The sequence below is a fragment of the Paenibacillus sp. NPDC057934 genome (genome assembly GCF_042887565.1).
GTDB lineage: Bacteria > Bacillota > Bacilli > Paenibacillales > Paenibacillaceae > Paenibacillus_AQ.
Window position 1 is genome coordinate 573,243 of the sequence record NZ_JBHVPB010000003.1, and the last position, 18,362, is coordinate 591,604.

The 18,362-nt window shown below is 44.1% G+C and carries 15 protein-coding genes; 14 read left to right on the forward strand and 1 reads right to left on the reverse strand.

The genetic code is table 11. From position 1 onward, the window contains the following. Positions 1-60: 60 nt before the first annotated feature. Positions 61-1,293, reverse strand: coding sequence for an NAD(P)/FAD-dependent oxidoreductase (locus ACFVRY_RS09875; RefSeq protein WP_387499661.1), 1,233 nt, complete (start codon positions 1,291-1,293; stop codon positions 61-63). A 161-nt stretch (positions 1,294-1,454) separates the two neighbouring features. On the opposite strand from ACFVRY_RS09875, the gene ACFVRY_RS09880 reads away from it, so the two are divergent. The 14 genes from ACFVRY_RS09880 to ACFVRY_RS09945 all read left to right on the forward strand — a co-directional run bounded on the left by ACFVRY_RS09880 (position 1,455) and on the right by ACFVRY_RS09945 (position 18,235). Further along, complete coding sequence (locus tag ACFVRY_RS09880; RefSeq protein WP_066373765.1) at positions 1,455-1,688, forward strand: hypothetical protein; 234 nt, start codon at positions 1,455-1,457, stop codon at positions 1,686-1,688. 31 nt (positions 1,689-1,719) lie between these two features. Further along, complete coding sequence (locus ACFVRY_RS09885; RefSeq protein ID WP_066373767.1) at positions 1,720-2,103, forward strand: spore coat protein; 384 nt, start codon at positions 1,720-1,722, stop codon at positions 2,101-2,103. A 234-nt stretch (positions 2,104-2,337) separates the two neighbouring features. Further along, positions 2,338-2,574: a hypothetical protein gene (locus ACFVRY_RS09890; RefSeq protein WP_387499663.1), complete on the forward strand. Its 237-nt coding sequence runs from the start codon at positions 2,338-2,340 to the stop codon at positions 2,572-2,574. Between the two features lie 469 nt (positions 2,575-3,043). Further along, positions 3,044-3,316, forward strand: a complete 273-nt coding sequence (locus ACFVRY_RS09895) for a hypothetical protein (protein ID WP_387499665.1) — start codon at positions 3,044-3,046, stop codon at positions 3,314-3,316. Then, positions 3,313-3,465 (forward strand): hypothetical protein, encoded by a 153-nt coding sequence (locus ACFVRY_RS09900; RefSeq protein WP_387499667.1) that lies wholly within the window; start codon positions 3,313-3,315, stop codon positions 3,463-3,465. The genes ACFVRY_RS09895 and ACFVRY_RS09900 overlap by 4 nt, the downstream gene beginning before the upstream one ends. Before the next feature lie 47 nt (positions 3,466-3,512). After that, positions 3,513-4,259, forward strand: coding sequence for a hypothetical protein (locus ACFVRY_RS09905; protein WP_387499669.1), 747 nt, complete (start codon positions 3,513-3,515; stop codon positions 4,257-4,259). Between the two features lie 364 nt (positions 4,260-4,623). Beyond that, positions 4,624-5,010: a hypothetical protein gene (locus tag ACFVRY_RS09910; protein ID WP_387499671.1), complete on the forward strand. Its 387-nt coding sequence runs from the start codon at positions 4,624-4,626 to the stop codon at positions 5,008-5,010. A 622-nt stretch (positions 5,011-5,632) separates the two neighbouring features. Further along, a complete protein-coding gene (locus tag ACFVRY_RS09915; protein WP_387499673.1) occupies positions 5,633-6,685 on the forward strand; it encodes a hypothetical protein in 1,053 nt (350 codons plus the stop codon). Between the two features lie 173 nt (positions 6,686-6,858). Continuing rightward, positions 6,859-7,317 carry a DNA polymerase III subunit gamma/tau gene (locus tag ACFVRY_RS09920; RefSeq protein ID WP_387499675.1) on the forward strand — a complete coding sequence of 153 codons (459 nt, stop codon included), beginning with the start codon at positions 6,859-6,861 and terminating at the stop codon, positions 7,315-7,317. 86 nt (positions 7,318-7,403) lie between these two features. Continuing rightward, positions 7,404-7,643, forward strand: coding sequence for a hypothetical protein (locus ACFVRY_RS09925; RefSeq protein WP_387499677.1), 240 nt, complete (start codon positions 7,404-7,406; stop codon positions 7,641-7,643). Positions 7,644-7,708: 65 nt separating this feature from the next. Then, positions 7,709-12,976, forward strand: coding sequence for a hypothetical protein (locus ACFVRY_RS09930; RefSeq protein WP_387499679.1), 5,268 nt, complete (start codon positions 7,709-7,711; stop codon positions 12,974-12,976). A 60-nt stretch (positions 12,977-13,036) separates the two neighbouring features. After that, positions 13,037-13,657, forward strand: a complete 621-nt coding sequence (locus ACFVRY_RS09935; protein ID WP_387499681.1) for an S-layer homology domain-containing protein — start codon at positions 13,037-13,039, stop codon at positions 13,655-13,657. A gap of 1 nt (position 13,658) precedes the next feature. Then, entirely contained in the window at positions 13,659-14,702 is a 1,044-nt protein-coding gene (locus tag ACFVRY_RS09940) for a hypothetical protein (RefSeq protein WP_387499683.1), read from the forward strand. A gap of 14 nt (positions 14,703-14,716) precedes the next feature. Next, on the forward strand, positions 14,717-18,235 hold the full coding sequence (locus ACFVRY_RS09945; RefSeq protein WP_387499685.1) for a peptidoglycan DD-metalloendopeptidase family protein: 3,519 nt from the start codon (positions 14,717-14,719) through the stop codon (positions 18,233-18,235). The last annotated feature ends 127 nt before the right edge of the window (positions 18,236-18,362 follow it).

Consider the following 18,362-nt stretch of genomic DNA (forward strand, 5'->3'; position numbering starts at 1 on the left):
ACTGATTACAGTCCAAGCCTTTATTGTGGGCATAGTCACAATTATATTCCGCCTGTCCTTTCATGAAACACTGTGGGGTGAAGGCTTGGATGAACGGGTCAGCGAGAACAGTTCCAGTTCCGGCCTGTACTTTCCGCCAAGAGTGTCCGTTAATAACTCTGCCGCAATATTGCTGTAGGCAGTGCCGTTGCCGCCGTATCCTTCAATGAAGTAACTATGTGGATAATCCGGGTGCGGGCCAATATAGGGCAGCCCGTCACGCGTCGTTCCGAATACCGCTCCCCAAGTGTATTCAATCTCTATGCCGCGGATTTCCGGGAACAGCGCTTCGAGCTCCTCCAGTAGCCGTTTACCCTGGGAGAGAACCCTTACCTCGCGCTGCTTGTCATCAGTCAGTGGTTCATCCTTACCACCAACAATGATGCGTCCCTCCGGGGTGGTTCTGAAGTAAAGATAGGGACGAGCCGTTTCCCAGAGCAGGCTTTGCTCATGCCATTTGGGAAGCTCTTTCAGGGGATGGGTCATAATAGCATATGTATTAATCAGCTCGGCGCCCCGGTCCTTTTTCATCTCCTGTGTCTCATAGCCCATAGCAAAAATAACATTTTTCGCAAAAATCCGGCCATGCCGAGTGTGGCAAATGACACCGTCTTCCTTAAATTCATAATGCTGCGCTTTAGTCTGCTCGTATACAGTAACCCCATTCTTGGCGGCCTGATGAATCAGGCTATGCACCGTTCGGAAGGGATTGGTCTCCGCGTCTCCCCGGGAATACAGACCTGCTGGTTTGGCAAAAGAGTACAGTGCAGCAATCTGGTCCTCCTCCCAAAACTCGGAATGAAAGCCGTGAGCGGTCAGATTGCGGTGCTCCTCACGTAAAGCAGGCACATCCTCTGGTGTACTGGCATACAGCAGGCTGGAGCGGGGAATAATTTGCGGGTCTATCTCCAGCTTGGCAGGGAGGTCAAGAATGTTGCCGAGTGCCTTCTGACAGAGCTTATAGAACAGCACGCCTTGATCCACTCCAAACGTATTGATACAAGCAGTCAGTGACTTGTCATTGGAGATCTGCAATAGTCCGGTGTTGGCATGTGAGCTTCCGCCTGCTATAGATCGTTTGTCGATCAAAATGACATCCGCCCCGCTAACGGACAGCTGATACGAAGTCATGGCTCCGCCCATTCCACCGCCTACTACCAGACATTCACAGTGGGCATCTCCTTGTAATGCTGGGTAAGTAGGAGGATTTAGCAATGTATCACTCCAGGGCGTTTGCCCGCTAATTAATTTCATCGTCGATCTCCCTTTCGTATCTTCCGGCGTAGTATTCGCAGGAAACGATGGACTCATGCATGTTTTGGACGTTCTGCCTTGCGCTTTTTAGCACATAATGTACTGGGTCCAGGGCCATACTAAAAGAGGTTTGAACCATCTATAAGGAGGGAAAACATCATATGCAATCTACACAAATGCAGGCACTTAGCGGCAAAGAGCTGGAATACATCGCCGACTCCATTTCTAATGAGGATTTGCTAATCAAGCAATTAGCCGCTACAGCGGGATCAACACAGAATCAGGCTGTTCGCCAAATCTGCATCCAGCATATCCAAAGCCATACCCAGCATATGGGGGTGTTGACACAAATGCTGCAGCAGCACCAGCAATATGCCCCAACGCAGCCACAATAACAGAGATTCCAACTTTAAGGAGGTTATCTTAATGAATGCACAAAACGGATCATTTATGGCGGATGAGGACCTGATGAATACGGTGCTGGCCGACCTGAAACGGACGGTTCGCGAATATACCACTGCTGCAACAGAATCTGCCTGTCCATCTGTACGTCAAGCCTTTAACAACTTGACGATGGATACGCTGCGTCTTCAAGGGGATTTGTATACCCACATGTCGCAAATGAATATGTACACGGCCCCCTCCAAGGCTTTGCGTCAGGATGTGGACAAGCAAATCCAGACTGCGCAGCAGACACAGCAAAAATGCCAGCAGTTTGTGCAGCAAAAAACAGGGGGCGTCGGCGACTATAGCCATAATCCCAACGTGACTCATCAACAGAACAATTCACATAATTCTTACTATATGTAACCCGTCTCCCGGGCTTGTGAAGCATTGATTCATATCGCTTAAGCAGGTCCACTGGGTGATACAAAGCAAAGGTTGGTTCCCGAAAGTAAGGGAAACCAACCTTTTTTTTATATTTCAGTATTCTGTATCTTGATAATATACCCACCCCAAACAACTTTCACAACCTTTTACTATGATGAAACGACCAGAATAGTAAGAGGTTAACGCCTCAAGACACTCCAAGGGGATGTTGAGATGTTAGATAAGTTATTTGAACTGATGGATAAAAATTATGGTAGGGATACTTTCTTTATGGGGTTGGCTTTCAAGTTCGATAAAGGCATTGCAATGATTGACAAGCACTTTGCAGAAAACATTGATGATGGCTTTGTAGTCGAATGGGTAAGTTATGTAGACATTGAGAAGCCAGTATCAGTAATCTGTGAGGACATTTCCGAACTTCATACTCTACTTAGAGAACTAGCCCTGTAAATCTTTAGGGCTTTTCTTTTTGTCTAGGTAGTCTGTCCAAAGGGGTTTTCCCACCATTAACTTATCGTTTGCCCCTTACTCTCTCAGTAGTCAATCTATCCCCTTAGATAGTTGCGGTGGGTGCGTACAAAAAGTTATTCAGTTCACATCGCTACTTATATTGCTGCAGAGGTGGTTTGTTTTGAAATGTAAATGTAGTCGGTTTATTACGCAACAGGCTAAGGTGTTAGCTAAAGTATATGAATCTACTGGCGGCATGTGCATCCACTGTTTATCGGAGACGCTTAATGTCCCATATCAAGAACTATTAGATAGATACTCAGGAATCTACGAATGCCGCCCGTGTGCTCAAGACAAGAAAAAAGAAGAGTTGAGAAGAAAATTACTTGGTTTAGAGGGATAAACACGAGGGATGAGCGGCACTTTCAAAATGGTCAGGGAGAAAGCCAAACAAGGAGATTGAAGTGGAGTGGATTCGATAATGGACGAGTACGTAAAGTGTATCAAATGTGAGTTCAGGTATGTGACAGACAAAGCAAGGGAGAACTTTTTAGCAGAAGGGCTTGAGGGAGACCCCCTGCTTTGCCTTCATTGTATTGGTGAGGTTACTGGAAAAGTCATGAACCGTTTCGGGTACTTAGTAAATCCAGAAGATTTAGAAAGTGAGAATCAACGTATGCAAGTATTACCACAGACAATCACAGGTTGCAGACCGTGCATGAAGAAAAGAGGAGTGTTATGAAGAGTGAAAGGCTTTACTTGAGAGCTACTCCTGAAACTAAAGAGTACCTTCAAGGCATTGCAGATAAATACTTTGAAGGAAAAATGTCTGCTGTATTTGACTACATGATAGAACGATTAGAGTTACGTTTGGAAGGCGTTGAATCTTAATGACTGATTTACCTATCCGTAAGAAAGGTACACAGGGGGATGAAGTAATGGATGAAAATGTTGGCAGGGTTGTAGTCAGTGTTGGCACGAAGGGTAGTGGTAAAACGAAGAAGCTTATCAGTTTATACGAAGAAATGAAAAGTGATGGACTTCGTGTGGCTGTATTTAAGCCGTTTATGTCTCATGAGGTTGAGGAGGCTGATTGTGTACGCGCTAGGGATGGCAGAAAAGCTCCTGCCATCTCTGTTGATTTTCTAGATGAAATACCGAGAATAGCCGACGAAGAATCCTTACAGGCAATCTTAGTGGACGAGATCCAGTTCTTTGAGGACTTCGAGCCCTACAAGATACTCGAGGGATTGGCAATGTCTGGAATAGAAGTTTATGTTTTCGGTCTGGACGTAACATCTGACAATGTGACTTGTGAAAACATAGGTCATATTTTAGCGCATGCTGATGAAGTTCACAAGTTACGTATTCCCTGTGTCCAGTGTGGTGAAGAAGCTAGAATTAGCAAATTTGTGGGTGAACAGAAGGAGGGGGTTGTTCAATTACGTGACCATGATGACTACGCCCCATATTGCCGTGCTTGCTTTTATGGTTGGAAAGAGAAGCTGGAGCAGATGAAGAAGAAGGTCTCCCTAACTGTAGACAGTAAAGATTTCTTCTTTATTTGTGATATTGATATTGACCGTATTCGTGAATTAGGTTATGAACCTGAGAAGATTTCTGAAGAACTCCTCTCACTTGAATCAGTTGTTGAGTTCATCGCCAAAATGAAGAAAGTGGAATGATTAGTGCTCCAATGATGACCACGGAAAGGTTATACCTGACATGTAAAATTTACACTCTATATATAGTAAAAAGATACATTCAAAAGATAAAGATAAAGATAAAGATAAAGATAATAGATAAAAGAATAACATTGGGAGCAATCCTGAAGGTAGCATCAGACTATGTACAGGGCTTTGTTAGAGTGTTTATTGAATAACTTATAATGTACGTACAGAACTGAACCGATCTCCACAAAGTGAATACGTGAAAGATAGGGGTGTTTGAGAAAAAACTGGACTAAGAGTATTCGTACTAACTTGAGAAGGTAGACTAGACTTCGAGCATGTTGCTATTTAAAAATACCGCTAAGGGGAGAAATGCAAAATGGCAGGTAAGAAATTGACGGTGGCCAAGAAGGCGGCACTCGATACAGAAAAAACTGAGGTTGTAGAAGTACCTGAAGTTTACAAAAAACCTAAGCAGGCGATTGAGAGTGTCAAAGCAGAGGATATAGAAGGTGATGTAGTGGAAGAGTTCACTCAACAATTGTCAATCTTCGGTCAACTTATTTACAACGCTAGTAATGAAGATGTAACTCTAATTGTAGACAATCTGGGCTTTGGTGATATCTACGTTAGTGACAAGAATGACGTTCGAGTGGGCAATGAATCACAGCGATTGCTTTACAAGGAGCAACGGGCATTTAAGGCACAACAACTATTCTTGATTTCAGCAAGTCAACCTGTTGCTTCAATTATCGAAATCAAGTAGAGCGGGCTGAGGTGGACAAGAAATTAAATCTTCCTACTGGTTCTGCGAAGCCATGACAGCGAGTCTATCAATGTTCAATGAAGCTGTACGTAGTGCGGTTAAGAGCATACCCCTTTCAGCTTATATTGATTTACGAAGAGGATGTGATGCAACATGGGGAAGATAAATGTCTCTGATGTATATGCGCGCATATCCACATACCCTTCGTGAAAACCCTGAGATTATAGCTACGCTAGGGTTGACGGGTGAATCTGCTCTGGAAGACTCAGCTACCAAGATTCAGAAGAGGAAGAAGCCATAGGGATGAGTTCAGCACAACTTACCCTTGATATCTTTCTACAAAAATCCGGGGCACAGAGGGGTGAATTACCTTGAGTACAGTTTCATCGTAGACTTCGATATCTACACTCAGGATGACGTTGAATTGACTATTAACATAGCTAACCAGAATACTCAACACTTGGACGACAAGTTCATGTTGGGGCTGAAAAAAGGAAGTGTGTTTAAGGGTAAATAGGTCACAAGTGCTGAAGATGACACTTACCTAACAAACACTTACAAGTATTTCACCCAAATAGGATTCACTATTGGGATAGATAACTAATTGAAGGAGGTCTCTAAAATGGGAGTTACAAAAAATAAAAAAATGCTGATTAAAGGCGCAGGTAAGTTCATGGCTAAAATCCCGAAGTGTGATGACCTAATCACAATCGGTACACTGAACAACATGCGTCTGGACATTCAGATGGACATGCAAGACATTGAAGGCGGCGACACTAGCGTAGCGCTGGATACTTTGCTTCGTAAGAAAACGATTGATATTACTGCGGAATCAGCAAAATTCGATTTGAACTTGGTACGTCTCGTACTTGGTTCTAAACTTCGTGAGGGTGTTTCCGGTTCTGCTTATAGCATGGTTACCGAAACTGTCCTTGTTCCATCTTCCTCGCCTTACCAAGCTACACTGACTCAAACAGCACTAGCATCCCCTGCTGTTAAGGTATTTAAAGGAACAGTGGCTGGTGAAGATGTAACGGTTGACACTACTGTATCAGGAAAAACTGCGGTATTCGATATGTCCCTGGCAGGTAAGACTGTGGTTATCGTTTATGCTGTAGCACTTGATGGGGTAACTCAAGATCCTGATGGTTTCGTGTGGGTACTTGAAGAGAAGCATACGGTTAAGCAAGTAGGAACGGCTTTCACTGTTGAACTTGTGTACGGTGGATCTTTGAACATTGACCCTCAGATTTCCGTAAGGACTTTGGCGGGAAATAAGCTTCTTAAGAAGACAACTGGCGTCCCTACGGAATCGCAGTACACTGTAACAGGAGGTAAACTTTCCTTTAACTCTGCTTTGAAAGACGTAGATATTTATGTGAATTACAAGCGGAACGAAGTGGTTGATATCCTTGATATTACGTCTAAGGATATGCCATTGACTGTACACGTTGTTCATGACGGTCAGTTCGAGCAAAAGGATGGAACTATCCAAGGTTACCAAACCGAACTGTACCAATGCCGTGTGAAGTCTAACTTCACTCTGGATGCACAACGTCAACAAGCATCTACGCACAGTGTAACACTAACCGTTATTGACCCTGAACGCACAGACGGCAAGCTTGGTTCTATCAAGCGCTACGAAGTCGGTTCTATCACTGCCGAAGATTGCTAATAGTAAGACCTTCTTAGACCCTCTTAAGAGGGTCTTTTTTACATAACCAGGTGTTAGAGTGTAGGCCTACATACTTAGAATGTTCAGTGAGGTGACTGCACGGGCTTCCCCCGCCATGTAGTCGCTTTGATTTCTTGGTTACCTTGGGGGAGAAAATAAAGGGGGCTATTTGAATGAGTGAACGTAATCTGGTTATCCCAAAAGCAGAAGACAGCATTTCAAAAGGGACTACAAATCAAGTTGAGGAGCAATCTTCGAAGGTGGAAGAGGAAGAAAAGAAGCCGCTGACACAAGAGGAAGCCGATATTCGTGAGAAGGTCTTCTTTGAAGAAGACGAAAAGGTGCGTTTACGTGACGGAAAGACTTATTATATCCCTCCTTTGGGTTTGAAAGATGCAAGAACTCTGATGAAGAAACTCAATACCATTGAATCGGGCATTATCATTGCCAACTTAATTCCAGAAGATGGCGAAGATAGATTTGAAGAGTTGCTTGATGTACTTCTGATGGCGTTTAAGCCTTACTACAAGCATATTACAGTCGAACATCTGGAGGAGTACGTTGATCTGGAGACGGCTAAGAAGATTATTGATAGCATGATTGGGATAAATGGGCTAAAAAAGTCAATGTAACCACTAAGGAAGAGGAAGAAGACTTCGACAGCAAGCCGCCTGTCGATTGGGCAAACATCTTCTTCAAACTTGCACACTATTGCAACTTGAAGAAGCAGGACGTGTGGAAGTTAACCTTGCCTCAGCTAGGTTACTATCTGGAACAATGCAATGAACACATTCAGTTTACTATAAAGGTTTCTACTATGTCGCTTGGCGGGTTGTTTGGTGGAGGAATTTCTTCAGGCGAACCTGCCGGAGAAGAGGAAGGACCTGATGGTAAATACGTGGATGGTTATAAGGTGGCTGACGCGGAAGACATGAATTTCCTCGCACAGTTATTGTAGACCCTCCTGCTCTGCTTCCTTCTAGGGAGGGGCAGGAGTTTTATTTTATTAGGGCAGGTGATATCGTGAACAACATTCAGTCAGATGTGATTTTAGAATTTCAGAAGTCCATAGAGAACATGACTCGATTCGGGCAGGAGATGGAAACTCTCGATGCTAGATTTGGGAGGATATACCAACGTATTAACGCAATGAAGTCGTCACTTTCTGGCTTGCAGACACAAGTCTCACGCGGGTCTGGCGGAAATCTTCGTCAATCGCTGACCAATGAACTCAACAATCTTATTTCGAGTAATGGTATTGTCATGCAGCAACTGGGTTCGGCAGGGTTAACCATCAAACGCGAGACTATTAGAGATGTACTCGGTAAGGTAGAGAATGAGATCAATCAAGAATTGCGTAAGTATGCTCGCAACATGAATATCGAAATTGATCCTAACTATGCAAGTGGTCAGAAGCTTCCCATGAGTACCGAAGGCTTTAATGAGATTAACAAAGAAGTGGCCGGAGTCATCAAGTTGCAAATTAGCAATCTTGTCAATGCTATTCAAAGCCACAGTGCTAATCTGATTAAACCCGAAGCTTTGGAAGGTTTACAAATTACTGTAGGTAAAGAGACGGTAATGGCTTTTGTCAACAAAATAAAGAGTGAGGTCCTTCACAAGCTTGCCAATCCTAACATTGCTGAAGCAAGTGACCTGAAAATCACTAAAGCAGACTTAAGTAAAGTTGTAAAAGAAGTGAAAGGAAAGCTTCTAAAAGCCCTTAATATTGATATTCCAGAAATAGGCGGTTTGGATGTTTATTCCAGTGTCAAAAGGATTCCCAAAGAAATAGAGAACAACCTGAAACAGTATGTAAACAGAACGGTTGAAGGTATCAATGGGGCGATTGCAGGTAAGGCGGAAAACCCCATTGGCGACCTGAGTATGAAGCTCAAAAGTATCATTGCGCAGGAGCTGGATACTTCCGTAGAGCAGTTGAACAAACTAGGCCCTGTCGATATAGGTTCGGTGCGCGGCTCTGAACTCAAGGATCAACTTGAGAAAGTGACGAAGACCATTGACAAGAAAATGAGAAATAGCATTACCGAAGAAATTTCTGATGTAGTAAGGTCTATCAATGGCGTGGAATTCACTCCTGAACCTAAGCTGAAGCTGCATCTTGCCAATCAGATTAATCGTATCAACAATGCTCTTATTAAGAAAATTCGTGAGCAAGTGGATGTTCGGGTGCAGTCAATCATTCAAGAGATTAATGATATCCAGTCGAGACCAGGGGGCTTGAACCGTAATGCTCAGATTCGTAACGCAGGCGACCTTGACCTGACAGGGCAAAGAACAATCGTTAAAGCTAATGGAGGGCAGAGTAAGGATACAAGTGCTTCTACACCTACGTCCAACGAGAGTGCAATTCCTCCTAATTCAAGCAGTAGCAATGGTTTGTTTGACGCTGTTACCAATACAATCCGACGCATCGTGCCGAGCAATATCGTTCGTGACCCCACGGCGATAATGAAACAAGGGGCGGAGATATTTAAGAACGTCCAAATCGAACAGGTTAAAATGACCCAGAACTTGAAGCGGAAGGATGAATATAACAGGGATTCTCATGGTAATCCTTTGGCCAGCCCCAATATGGTAGGAGTAGCGAATGCTGTAAACGAACTTCAGACATTTATTAGGCAACAATCCATTTTGTATGGGAATAATTACTATGATCTTTACAAGGTCGGTGGAATGGGTTCTAATTTTCTTTCTGATCCTGTTGAAATTAAGAAATTTGTGCAATTAACCTCTCAACTTCAGTCTGTTGACCCCGGAAGTAATCCTCTCAAAATCGCCAATGGACTTGAGAATATACAGGCTCAGTTTGGCTTGGAAATGGCTGATATGGAAGAGAAGGTTGCCCGACCACTTGCGGCTGTATCCAACATGACTAAAGCAAGCGTTGAAAAGTTGATTGAAGCCACAAAGCGTTCTGATTCTGCTAAGTCTAACTCCAATGGTGACCCTGAAACAGCAATCGTCTTGGCTGGTACATCCATGCAAACAAAGGCCCTCGAAGGAGCAAACATCGGAAACTTTTACAATAGTATCTTGAATAGACTACAGTCTGATAACACAAAAACTAAACCGGATGGATCAGGGGCTGACCCTTACTATGGTAAGGACGATGCCGCTGTAGCCAACAGAATGCAGTCTCCTGAAGCGATGAAGAAGCTGCAAGATCTTGGATTGGCCTCAATGACTGAGTCCGGAGCTAAACTACTGGTGCCGGCAAACGAATTATTCAAGTCACTTGCCCAGAAGTTGTCGGGGGCTAATGACCTGACCAAACGTAACACATACGATACGATATTTGGTACTTATCAGTCATCAAAAGGTGCGGCAACCATGCACGAAATCATGAACACCTTTGTTAAGGTATCTGGTGTCACTGATAAAGAGCAGTATGACCAACTGATTAAGTCCTCTTTGAATAATCCTTTGGTAAATACAAACCGAGCTAAACAAAGTTATACTATAGCATTCGATTCACTGATTCAAGAGATGACACCTGCTATCAACAAAGTCTCCTATGCTCTTATTAATATGGCTGACAACGTAGCTAAAAACGCTCAGCTGTTCGCATCACTGGGTGACATAATGTCCAGCGCACTAATCGGTATGATGATGCTTAAAGGAATAAAATGGGGGATAGGCAAGGTAGGTCCTGAAGTTGAGAGAGAAAAACAACGTACAGGATTCCGTAGTAGAGTCGCTGGTTTGAGTGTGGACGACAGCATCAAGAACATGAGTCGCAAGCAGATAGGCGCAATGCAGAAAGACCCGTTACTTGAGCGTTATGTACGTGACTTGAATGGGATGACGGATAAGCAGCAAGACCACTTTAAGAACTATCTAACAGAGAAGGGGATTGTAGCTAAAGACCTGCCAACGTTGTTTACAACGATGGATGAAGCGAAGAATTGGGAACAACGCAAAGCTCTTACGGATACTGAAAAATTTGAGCGCACCAAGCAGTATCACAACCGTTTAAGCACTAGGCCTGAGTTGGCCAGCGTAATTAATCCTCACTTCCTTAACACGCTGAACTACAGTACAGGCAACCAAGGAGAGTTCAACAATTTCAGGACTCGCTATCAAAGTTACTCTTCCCTGACCGATAAAATGTCCAGCATGTCTCAAAGTGAGTTTCAAGGCTTCGAAAACCATTTGGTTGATCGTCAACGTAACGGATTACCTCCTATTAATAGTTTTACGAAGCTATCCAGTGCAATGAAAGACTATGAAAAAAGTCAAAGACAGGCCGCTCAAGCAGCACGTCAAGCAACGCCAATCTACGGAAGTCTTTCCCATGCAGTTCGCGGAATGAATTCTGGAATGTCCAGTACGGCATCTCTTAAGAATGGATTCAAGCAGTTCTTGAAGGATGTTTCAGACCTGGGTAGAGGTGCGCTATCTTCAATTAAGAACTTGGCGGGCGGTATCGCTAAAATGGGCTTGGAGATAGTCGCAGCAATCGCTTTGGGAGAAGCTGCTAAAGGGTTAACTGAGTCTATGACGTTTAAGGACAACCAGAGGTGGTTAGCCCAAGCCGACGATAGGGATAGCGATCTAACGGCAATGGGGAATGACATCAAAGGACTCTCAGAAGGCGTAAGCTCATGGTCTAATATTAGAAATACAACGGTGGGTGTAGTCAATAGCGCCCTAAACTTTATTGTCGAAAAAGCTGGTGGGACACCGTCTCGCTTTGGAGCTTTTGAAGCCTCAGGCAATCCATTTACTGGATTGTGGAAGGTGATGACTGGAGAAGGAGCCTCTCTTGACGATATGGGTTTGTATGGAGAAATGATGAAGTATTTCAAATACAACGGTAGTCAAGAAGGCTTTGCTAAGTGGATGATGGATCGTGAGAAAAACGGCGGTCCTACTGTTGAGGAATCTGTCGCAGAGTTTAACAAAAATTCGGGCCGCGGCAAAGAAACGGAGGCGCTGAGACAAAAAGCCATCAACCAGCAATATGAGGAAGATCAGCTTAGACAGGCCGACGAAGAGCGAATGGGGCGGATTGCCAAGGAGGCTTACGAGAAGAAGTACAAGTCAGGAGAAGCTAAGGATCCTTCCGTTGATGCCAATACTATAATCCAACGCATTTCTAACAAGATGCAGGAGACGGAGGATAGTAACAAAATTGCTACGCTCGATGCTTTACTAGGCGGCATGAAAACCGACTCGGATGAGTATATTCAAATGCGTAAGAATCAGACAGCTGCCTTGCATGAGGTCTTGAATAATGAATTAGCCATCATTGATAAGTACATTGCCAACGCCAAAGAAATTATGGATAAGGCTGACCCAAGTTCCGAAGAGTACGCCAACGCTAAGAAAACGGTGGATGACCTTACAGCAGAACGGGATAAGATAGCCAAGGACGGCGAGGCTAAAAATAAACAGGAAGAGTTCAATACCCGTCAAGAAACCTACGAGAGCAAGGTGAAGAAGGTCACCAACAGTCTATCGAAAATCGACCTTTTAGCCCAGGCCAAGGAGCTGGCGGCCGCGTATAACATGGACAACGGGTCGCAAGCCTATCTGGATACCATGAAGAAGATTACTTTGAACAAAATCTCTTCTATGAAGACTGAACTGAAAAATCTTAAGGCAATCGAAGCCTTGGGAGATCTCTCCACTGAACAAGAGCTGCAGGTTCTACAGCTACAGAACAGCATCGCTAGCGAACAAGCAAGGATTAAGGAATACAATCTTGCTTCTATCGGTATCGGAAGAGCGAAGATTCAGGAGAACAATTCTAACCGGGAGAATGATTTGTTAGCTCTCAAGCTTAAGGCTGGCAACCCTGACGATTCTTCTTCGATTCTGAGAAACAAGCGCATAGCTAACGCGAAAGCCGAAGTGTCAGAAATCTCTCAAGAGATTAGAAAGCAAAGAGAGCAGCTTCCTTCTGCTACTGCGGACGAGGCTAACAAAATTAATGCAGAAATTCGTGAATTGCAGAAACAGTCGCTACAGACTCAACTAGGAATCTTGGATGAGATGAAATCTACTGCAGGTACTTTTAACATGCCTGATGGGGTAAGTGCAATGACACGCTATGAGTACCTTACCCGTGGCGGCACGCACAATACCACAACCATAGGTAATGGGGACGTAACCGTAAACATCACGCTTCCCAACGTAACCAACGGTATGACAGCCAGCCAATTGAGTCAAGTCGGTCAGTCTATCGGCCAAGGCTTATCGGTAGGTCGTGTGGGGGGACTTCGTAGCCAACAGGCTATGCATCCACGCAACTACCGCAGTTAGTAATCCAGCTCCCTGTCTTATAATGAGATAGGGAGTTATCTTTTTTAGGGAGGTACGATCATGACACAACAAAATAACCTCTTCTCAGAGGACTCTGTATACAAGAAAAAGCTATTCTACGATAACGGAAAGCAGTTTACTGAAGTCAAGGCACGGCTGATTAAGGAGTATAAACCTCCGACACCTGCTTTGAAGACCCATGTCAATCAAACCCTAGCATCTTCAGCGGGGCTTATTCAGAGTGGAACATCCCACTACAGTGCTTCACTAACCCTTCTGTTTTACTCTAAAAAAGAGTATGCTGATTGGCTTCAGTACATTGGCTCCCAGCATAAATACTATGATGAGAAGGGGACCATTTACGTTGGTATCGTGACAGGTGAGCCTGATATCAAGACAGCTGAGATGGAATCCAAGTATATCGTGACTATAGGGATGTCGCTTGTCCGTAAGCAGGAATTCGAGTACAAGTACATGACTGAGTTCATTGACATCGATAACCACTGGGCACGACAGTACGTTGATGAAATGCAACAACTAGGGATTGTTGCAACGAATTGGGACGCAGATGGGGAATCGGTTCTATACTTCCGTCCGGATGATGCCGCAACGCGAGCAGAGTCTGTAACATTACTTATGCGGACTTATAGATATGTAGATAAACTGATGAGGGGGTTCTAAGATGAAACGGTGGATTGACGTTGACCCGCTGGATTGGTTCTACCGCGATACCCTTGAAATGACAAGATTGAAGACTGACGGGACAGGTGATACAGATGTTCTGAGCGGGATGACCTATAACGTTTTCAAGACAGGTTATGAACGTATGGTTAAACGATTCGTAACCGTAAGTGGCCAATTGGATTTTCTTGTGCCTGACTACAAATACCATGCGGAAAACCCTATGTTCGTGATAGTTAATGGTGTGGAGGTGATTCCTGAAAAGATTGAAAATGGTAAGGTTACCATGTCTAATCCCATGTCTGCGGGCATTGAGGTAGTATGCGTAGCTTACGGGATCCCTGATAAGAAAAATATAGGGTGTATGTATACACCTTATAACGCAGTGGGTAATTACCGGATGCCACACGCTACCTTGAAGAATGCGACTACATACACATTCAGTTTAAGTAATCCCCCAGAATCTTGTACGGTACTAGGTGTGAAGCTTAAAAGGATGTTTGTCAATGTTGGTGCGGGTAGCGATCCAGGGGTGGTAATCAGAAACGCCATAGGCTTCCAAAGGAATGTGTTCGTAATCCATAAAGGGGAAGTATACCTACCGTACATGTACAACGGTTTTCCTGCCGTCATTGGTTACAACGCTAAGATAAAAGGAGTTAATCGACGTACAAGTGAGACGGTGATCGTAGAATCGGGACGGGTAACTTATAACGACAGGTTCTTTGGTGATGTTCGTATTCGCCGCGGAGACTTCTTTGCACTCATGAGTCGATTATACGAAAATCTGCACAATCGTTACACAGACCGCAGGTTCGCCTATAATGCCGCTCCGCAGCGGTATATTGTAGACAGAGCAGATATCGAAGGGAACTGGTACAAGAATGACGTGCTCACCCTGCTAGATGAGAAATATCATGATGGTTGCTATGTGTTCCCTCTTTACTCTGATGATAAGTTTGAACCGGAAGCATGTATTACTAGAGCGGAAGCCGTAACTTATCTGTGCAGATTCATCGAGTGGATTACAGAGAAATATAGATAAGGCGGGTGGGTGTAGTGGCTTATGTATCTAACGTTAATTACCCTTCAAAACAATTATTGCAAGGCATCATGGAGCGTGTAAATGCGCTAGGAAATGAGCCGAAGGTGATTGTAGAGTTGGACAAAACCTCTTACGTACGGGGATTTCGTAGAAAGTACGACGCAGTACAATATGTGTACGACAGTGCCGTCAGCGATCTTTTGTCCATCGACAAAGCAGAAAAGCTTACAGACTACAAAGAGGGCTCTGGTGAAGAGAATCCTGATCCTAAACCGATCGAGACCAAAACAGAACTCCGTAATGTCTCCTTCTCTATGCCGATAAAAAACAGCTCTACTATGAGTGGCAACAAAAACGACGCACTTCATGTAAACGGGATACGAATCACGGACTGGATTGATACTGACCCGCGATGCTCCCGCAAGCGACACAAAGGGATTGACCTTGACCTTGCAATGAATGACCCTGTTTACGCCGTCTGGACAGGTACAGTTAGGACAGCCAGTACACAAAACGGTTATGGAAGAGTCGTTTACCTTGACCATGGGAATGGGTGGGAGACACGCTATGCCCATCTTAACAAAATTAAGGTTAGCGTAGGAGATAAGGTCGAAGCAGGCGGGCTTCTTGGTCTTGGTGGTAATAGCGGACGTTCCATATCCAGTGGCGGAGGGGACGGTACTCATTTGCACTTTGAAGTACGTCTTAATAATATTCCACAGAATCCTGAGCCCTATCTTAGAGGCAAGAAGACTATTCAGGCGGCTTCGAAAGCGGCTGCACATATGATTAAAGATACTGAGATTATGGATGCTACAACCATCGAGGATTCTTCCACTTCCTATGCTGAATACAATATGGAAGCTACAGCTTATATTGCTTTTTGTAAAGGTTGTATTGGAATCACAAAGGGCGGCACGGACGTTCGTAAATGGAATAATTGGAAGATAATTGCCGTTGATCCGTCTATCATCCCATTGAAAAGTGTGGTAGAAGTCATTGTTGACGGCGTGAGTTGGGGTGAATATCTCGCAGACGATACGGGCGGAGATATTAAAGGCAATCGAATAGACATTCTTTACGATACAGAAGCGAATGCCCGCAAGTTCGGTAGAAAGCCTGTGGTAGTTAAGGTCAAGTCTTGGGGGGACGGGAAGAAGCGCAAAGGAAGTCCTGGTCCCACTTCTATCGGAGAGACGAGTTTAGAAAAGGAAATCGTCACGTACCAGTACAATAAGACTACTGCAACACAGACCTACTTCAAGGATTTTTCCGCCAAGAAAACAACCTTAGATGTTAAAAAGTATACCAAGACTGACGGATCTGTTCAAATGATGGTTACTGACGATGGAAAGCACATGAACGTTCTCGGATTTAATGGGACTAGTGGAGCAGGAAAGGCCAAGACCTTGGTATTTGAGCATGATTGGTTTAAGCCTGGAAACCTTAGCTGGGCATACTTCGCAGATCTGGAGATGGATGATGTAGTAATTGTCAAAGTGAATGATTACGAAGTGGTGCGAATCAACGGAATCAATGCCAAGAATGGAGTTGCTTATCCACCATCCATACCCATGCCGAAGGGTCACAATATTGTTGAGATTACGTTTGCAAATTCTTCAAAGGCATCAAGGGGCAAGTTCGGTATTTTGTGGCTTAAAGCTAAGGAATTTGATGTACAGACCGTGGAGACCAAGACCCTGTGGGATTTTGAAGATAGCATGAATAGTGCTAACAACTGGACACCCTACGGAACGGTTGTACAGAAGGATAAAGGTGACTATCAGGCAATATCTACTAGCGGCGGTGAAGCAGGTATTGAACGTCTTGGCAAGATTAAGGCTTTTCCATTTACCATAAACTTCAAATTGAAAACTGTAGCGGGTACAAGCGGAAAGCTCGTCATCGGTGATGGTACTAAGGGATTTCTCCTGAACATCAAGGATAACCAAATTTATACTGTGGGCGGTGGCACGTACACGCTGGACACTACCAAAGATTTCATTGAATATACAGTAGTTTGTCACGATAGAACTGACATTGATGTTTATGTGAATTTGAATGATACCTGGGTGAACACTGGAATCCGCGGAGCGGCATTCGATTACCCCTATCAAAGCAGAATTCTCTTTTCCGTAACAGCTGGGACGATCTACCTCGATAGCGTCAGATATGCGTCTAACGATTATGCTATAGAACAGTTTGCAACAGCCATTGGTGATACGTACAAGGAGAAGTGGTATGAGGTAGGAGATTTTGTTTATGAAGAAATGTACACCATTGAAGCGGACGTAATGAATTGGGAAGTGAATACTCACCTCGACAGTGCCATCAGTACCGCTAAAATTACGCTGAATAACTCATCTGGTATTTACTCTCCGTCTTGGGAGCGTAAACCGGAGTTCCCTGACACATTTAGAACAGACAAGTCTCCACTGAGCTATTATGAGGAAGGAGAACTACGTCACGTAGTTAGCGAGTACACTCCCATTAGGATATACGCTGGATACGGCGAAGAAGTCGTCCGTGTCTTCACTGGCATGATTAAGGGGGAGATTGTAGAAAATTCTGCGGAGAAGACAATCACTTTTAGCTGTGTGGACAGGTTTGATATGCTTGAGGAATTTGTCTTCTACAAACCCATGCAGTACCCGCCAGAAGAAGCGTACGCAGGAGACGGCGGAGCATTTGCTTGGATTAAATCAAGTATCGTAGAAGATATTGTGGTAGCATCTGGATTTACCAGTTGGAAAGTACATGCCGAGGATCTGGCAAGCCCTGACTATGTAATTGAAGATACGGTCTACACGGATGTAAATAAAGGGAAGAATACTTTTATGAAGTTTAATCCGGAGACAGGTGAACTCGAGGCGGTGAGCCAAAAGGATATCATGAAAGTTGGAGGTTGGCAGAATCCATTCGTAGCAAATGTCACATTTCCATTGGGCACGAATGCTTCAGACGCATTGCATTCATTAATTCAAGATTTGCCGTACCGAATTTACTGCGACAGGTACGGTACGTTCAGAATGGAGAAAATGAACTTTTTGGAAGCACCAGATTGGGCAATGGTCTCTGGAATGAAGTGGGAGTTCATCGATGGAGAGAATCTGATGGATGTATCATCTTCTACTGACTACTCTCGTGTTAGAAACCATTTAATGATTTCAGGAACAGCAGGTATTGTGGAGCACTTCTTCGACAGGTCATTGATAGTTGCTACAAAAGGTAATATCCGTACCGCTGGAGCGCAACTAGACTGGATTGAGGAAGTGGATGGTTCTTCAATGCGTGGGCTGAAAGAGGAAGTAGCCAACAAGATTTTCTTCGATTATAAGCGCCAGGCGAGAACCAAAAACGTAGTAGTCAAAGGAAATCCGTTGATTGAGATTCTTGACTCTGTTTACGTATATGATGCCAAGACTTATACCGCCGACTACTTCTTGGTTAAAGGAAACAGGCTGGTAGGTAATGCCGATGGTATTCTTAACTACCTTGAACTTACTTGGCAATCCCTTTCCGAAGCTGGATAACCTATAAGAGCAGAGAGCACTTACGTCTAAGACGCTAATTGTTCTCTGCTCTTTCTTATAATGCTGTAGAAGGTGGGGTGGATACTGTAGATAATAGAAATTTTGTGAACTCAAATGAAATTTATCC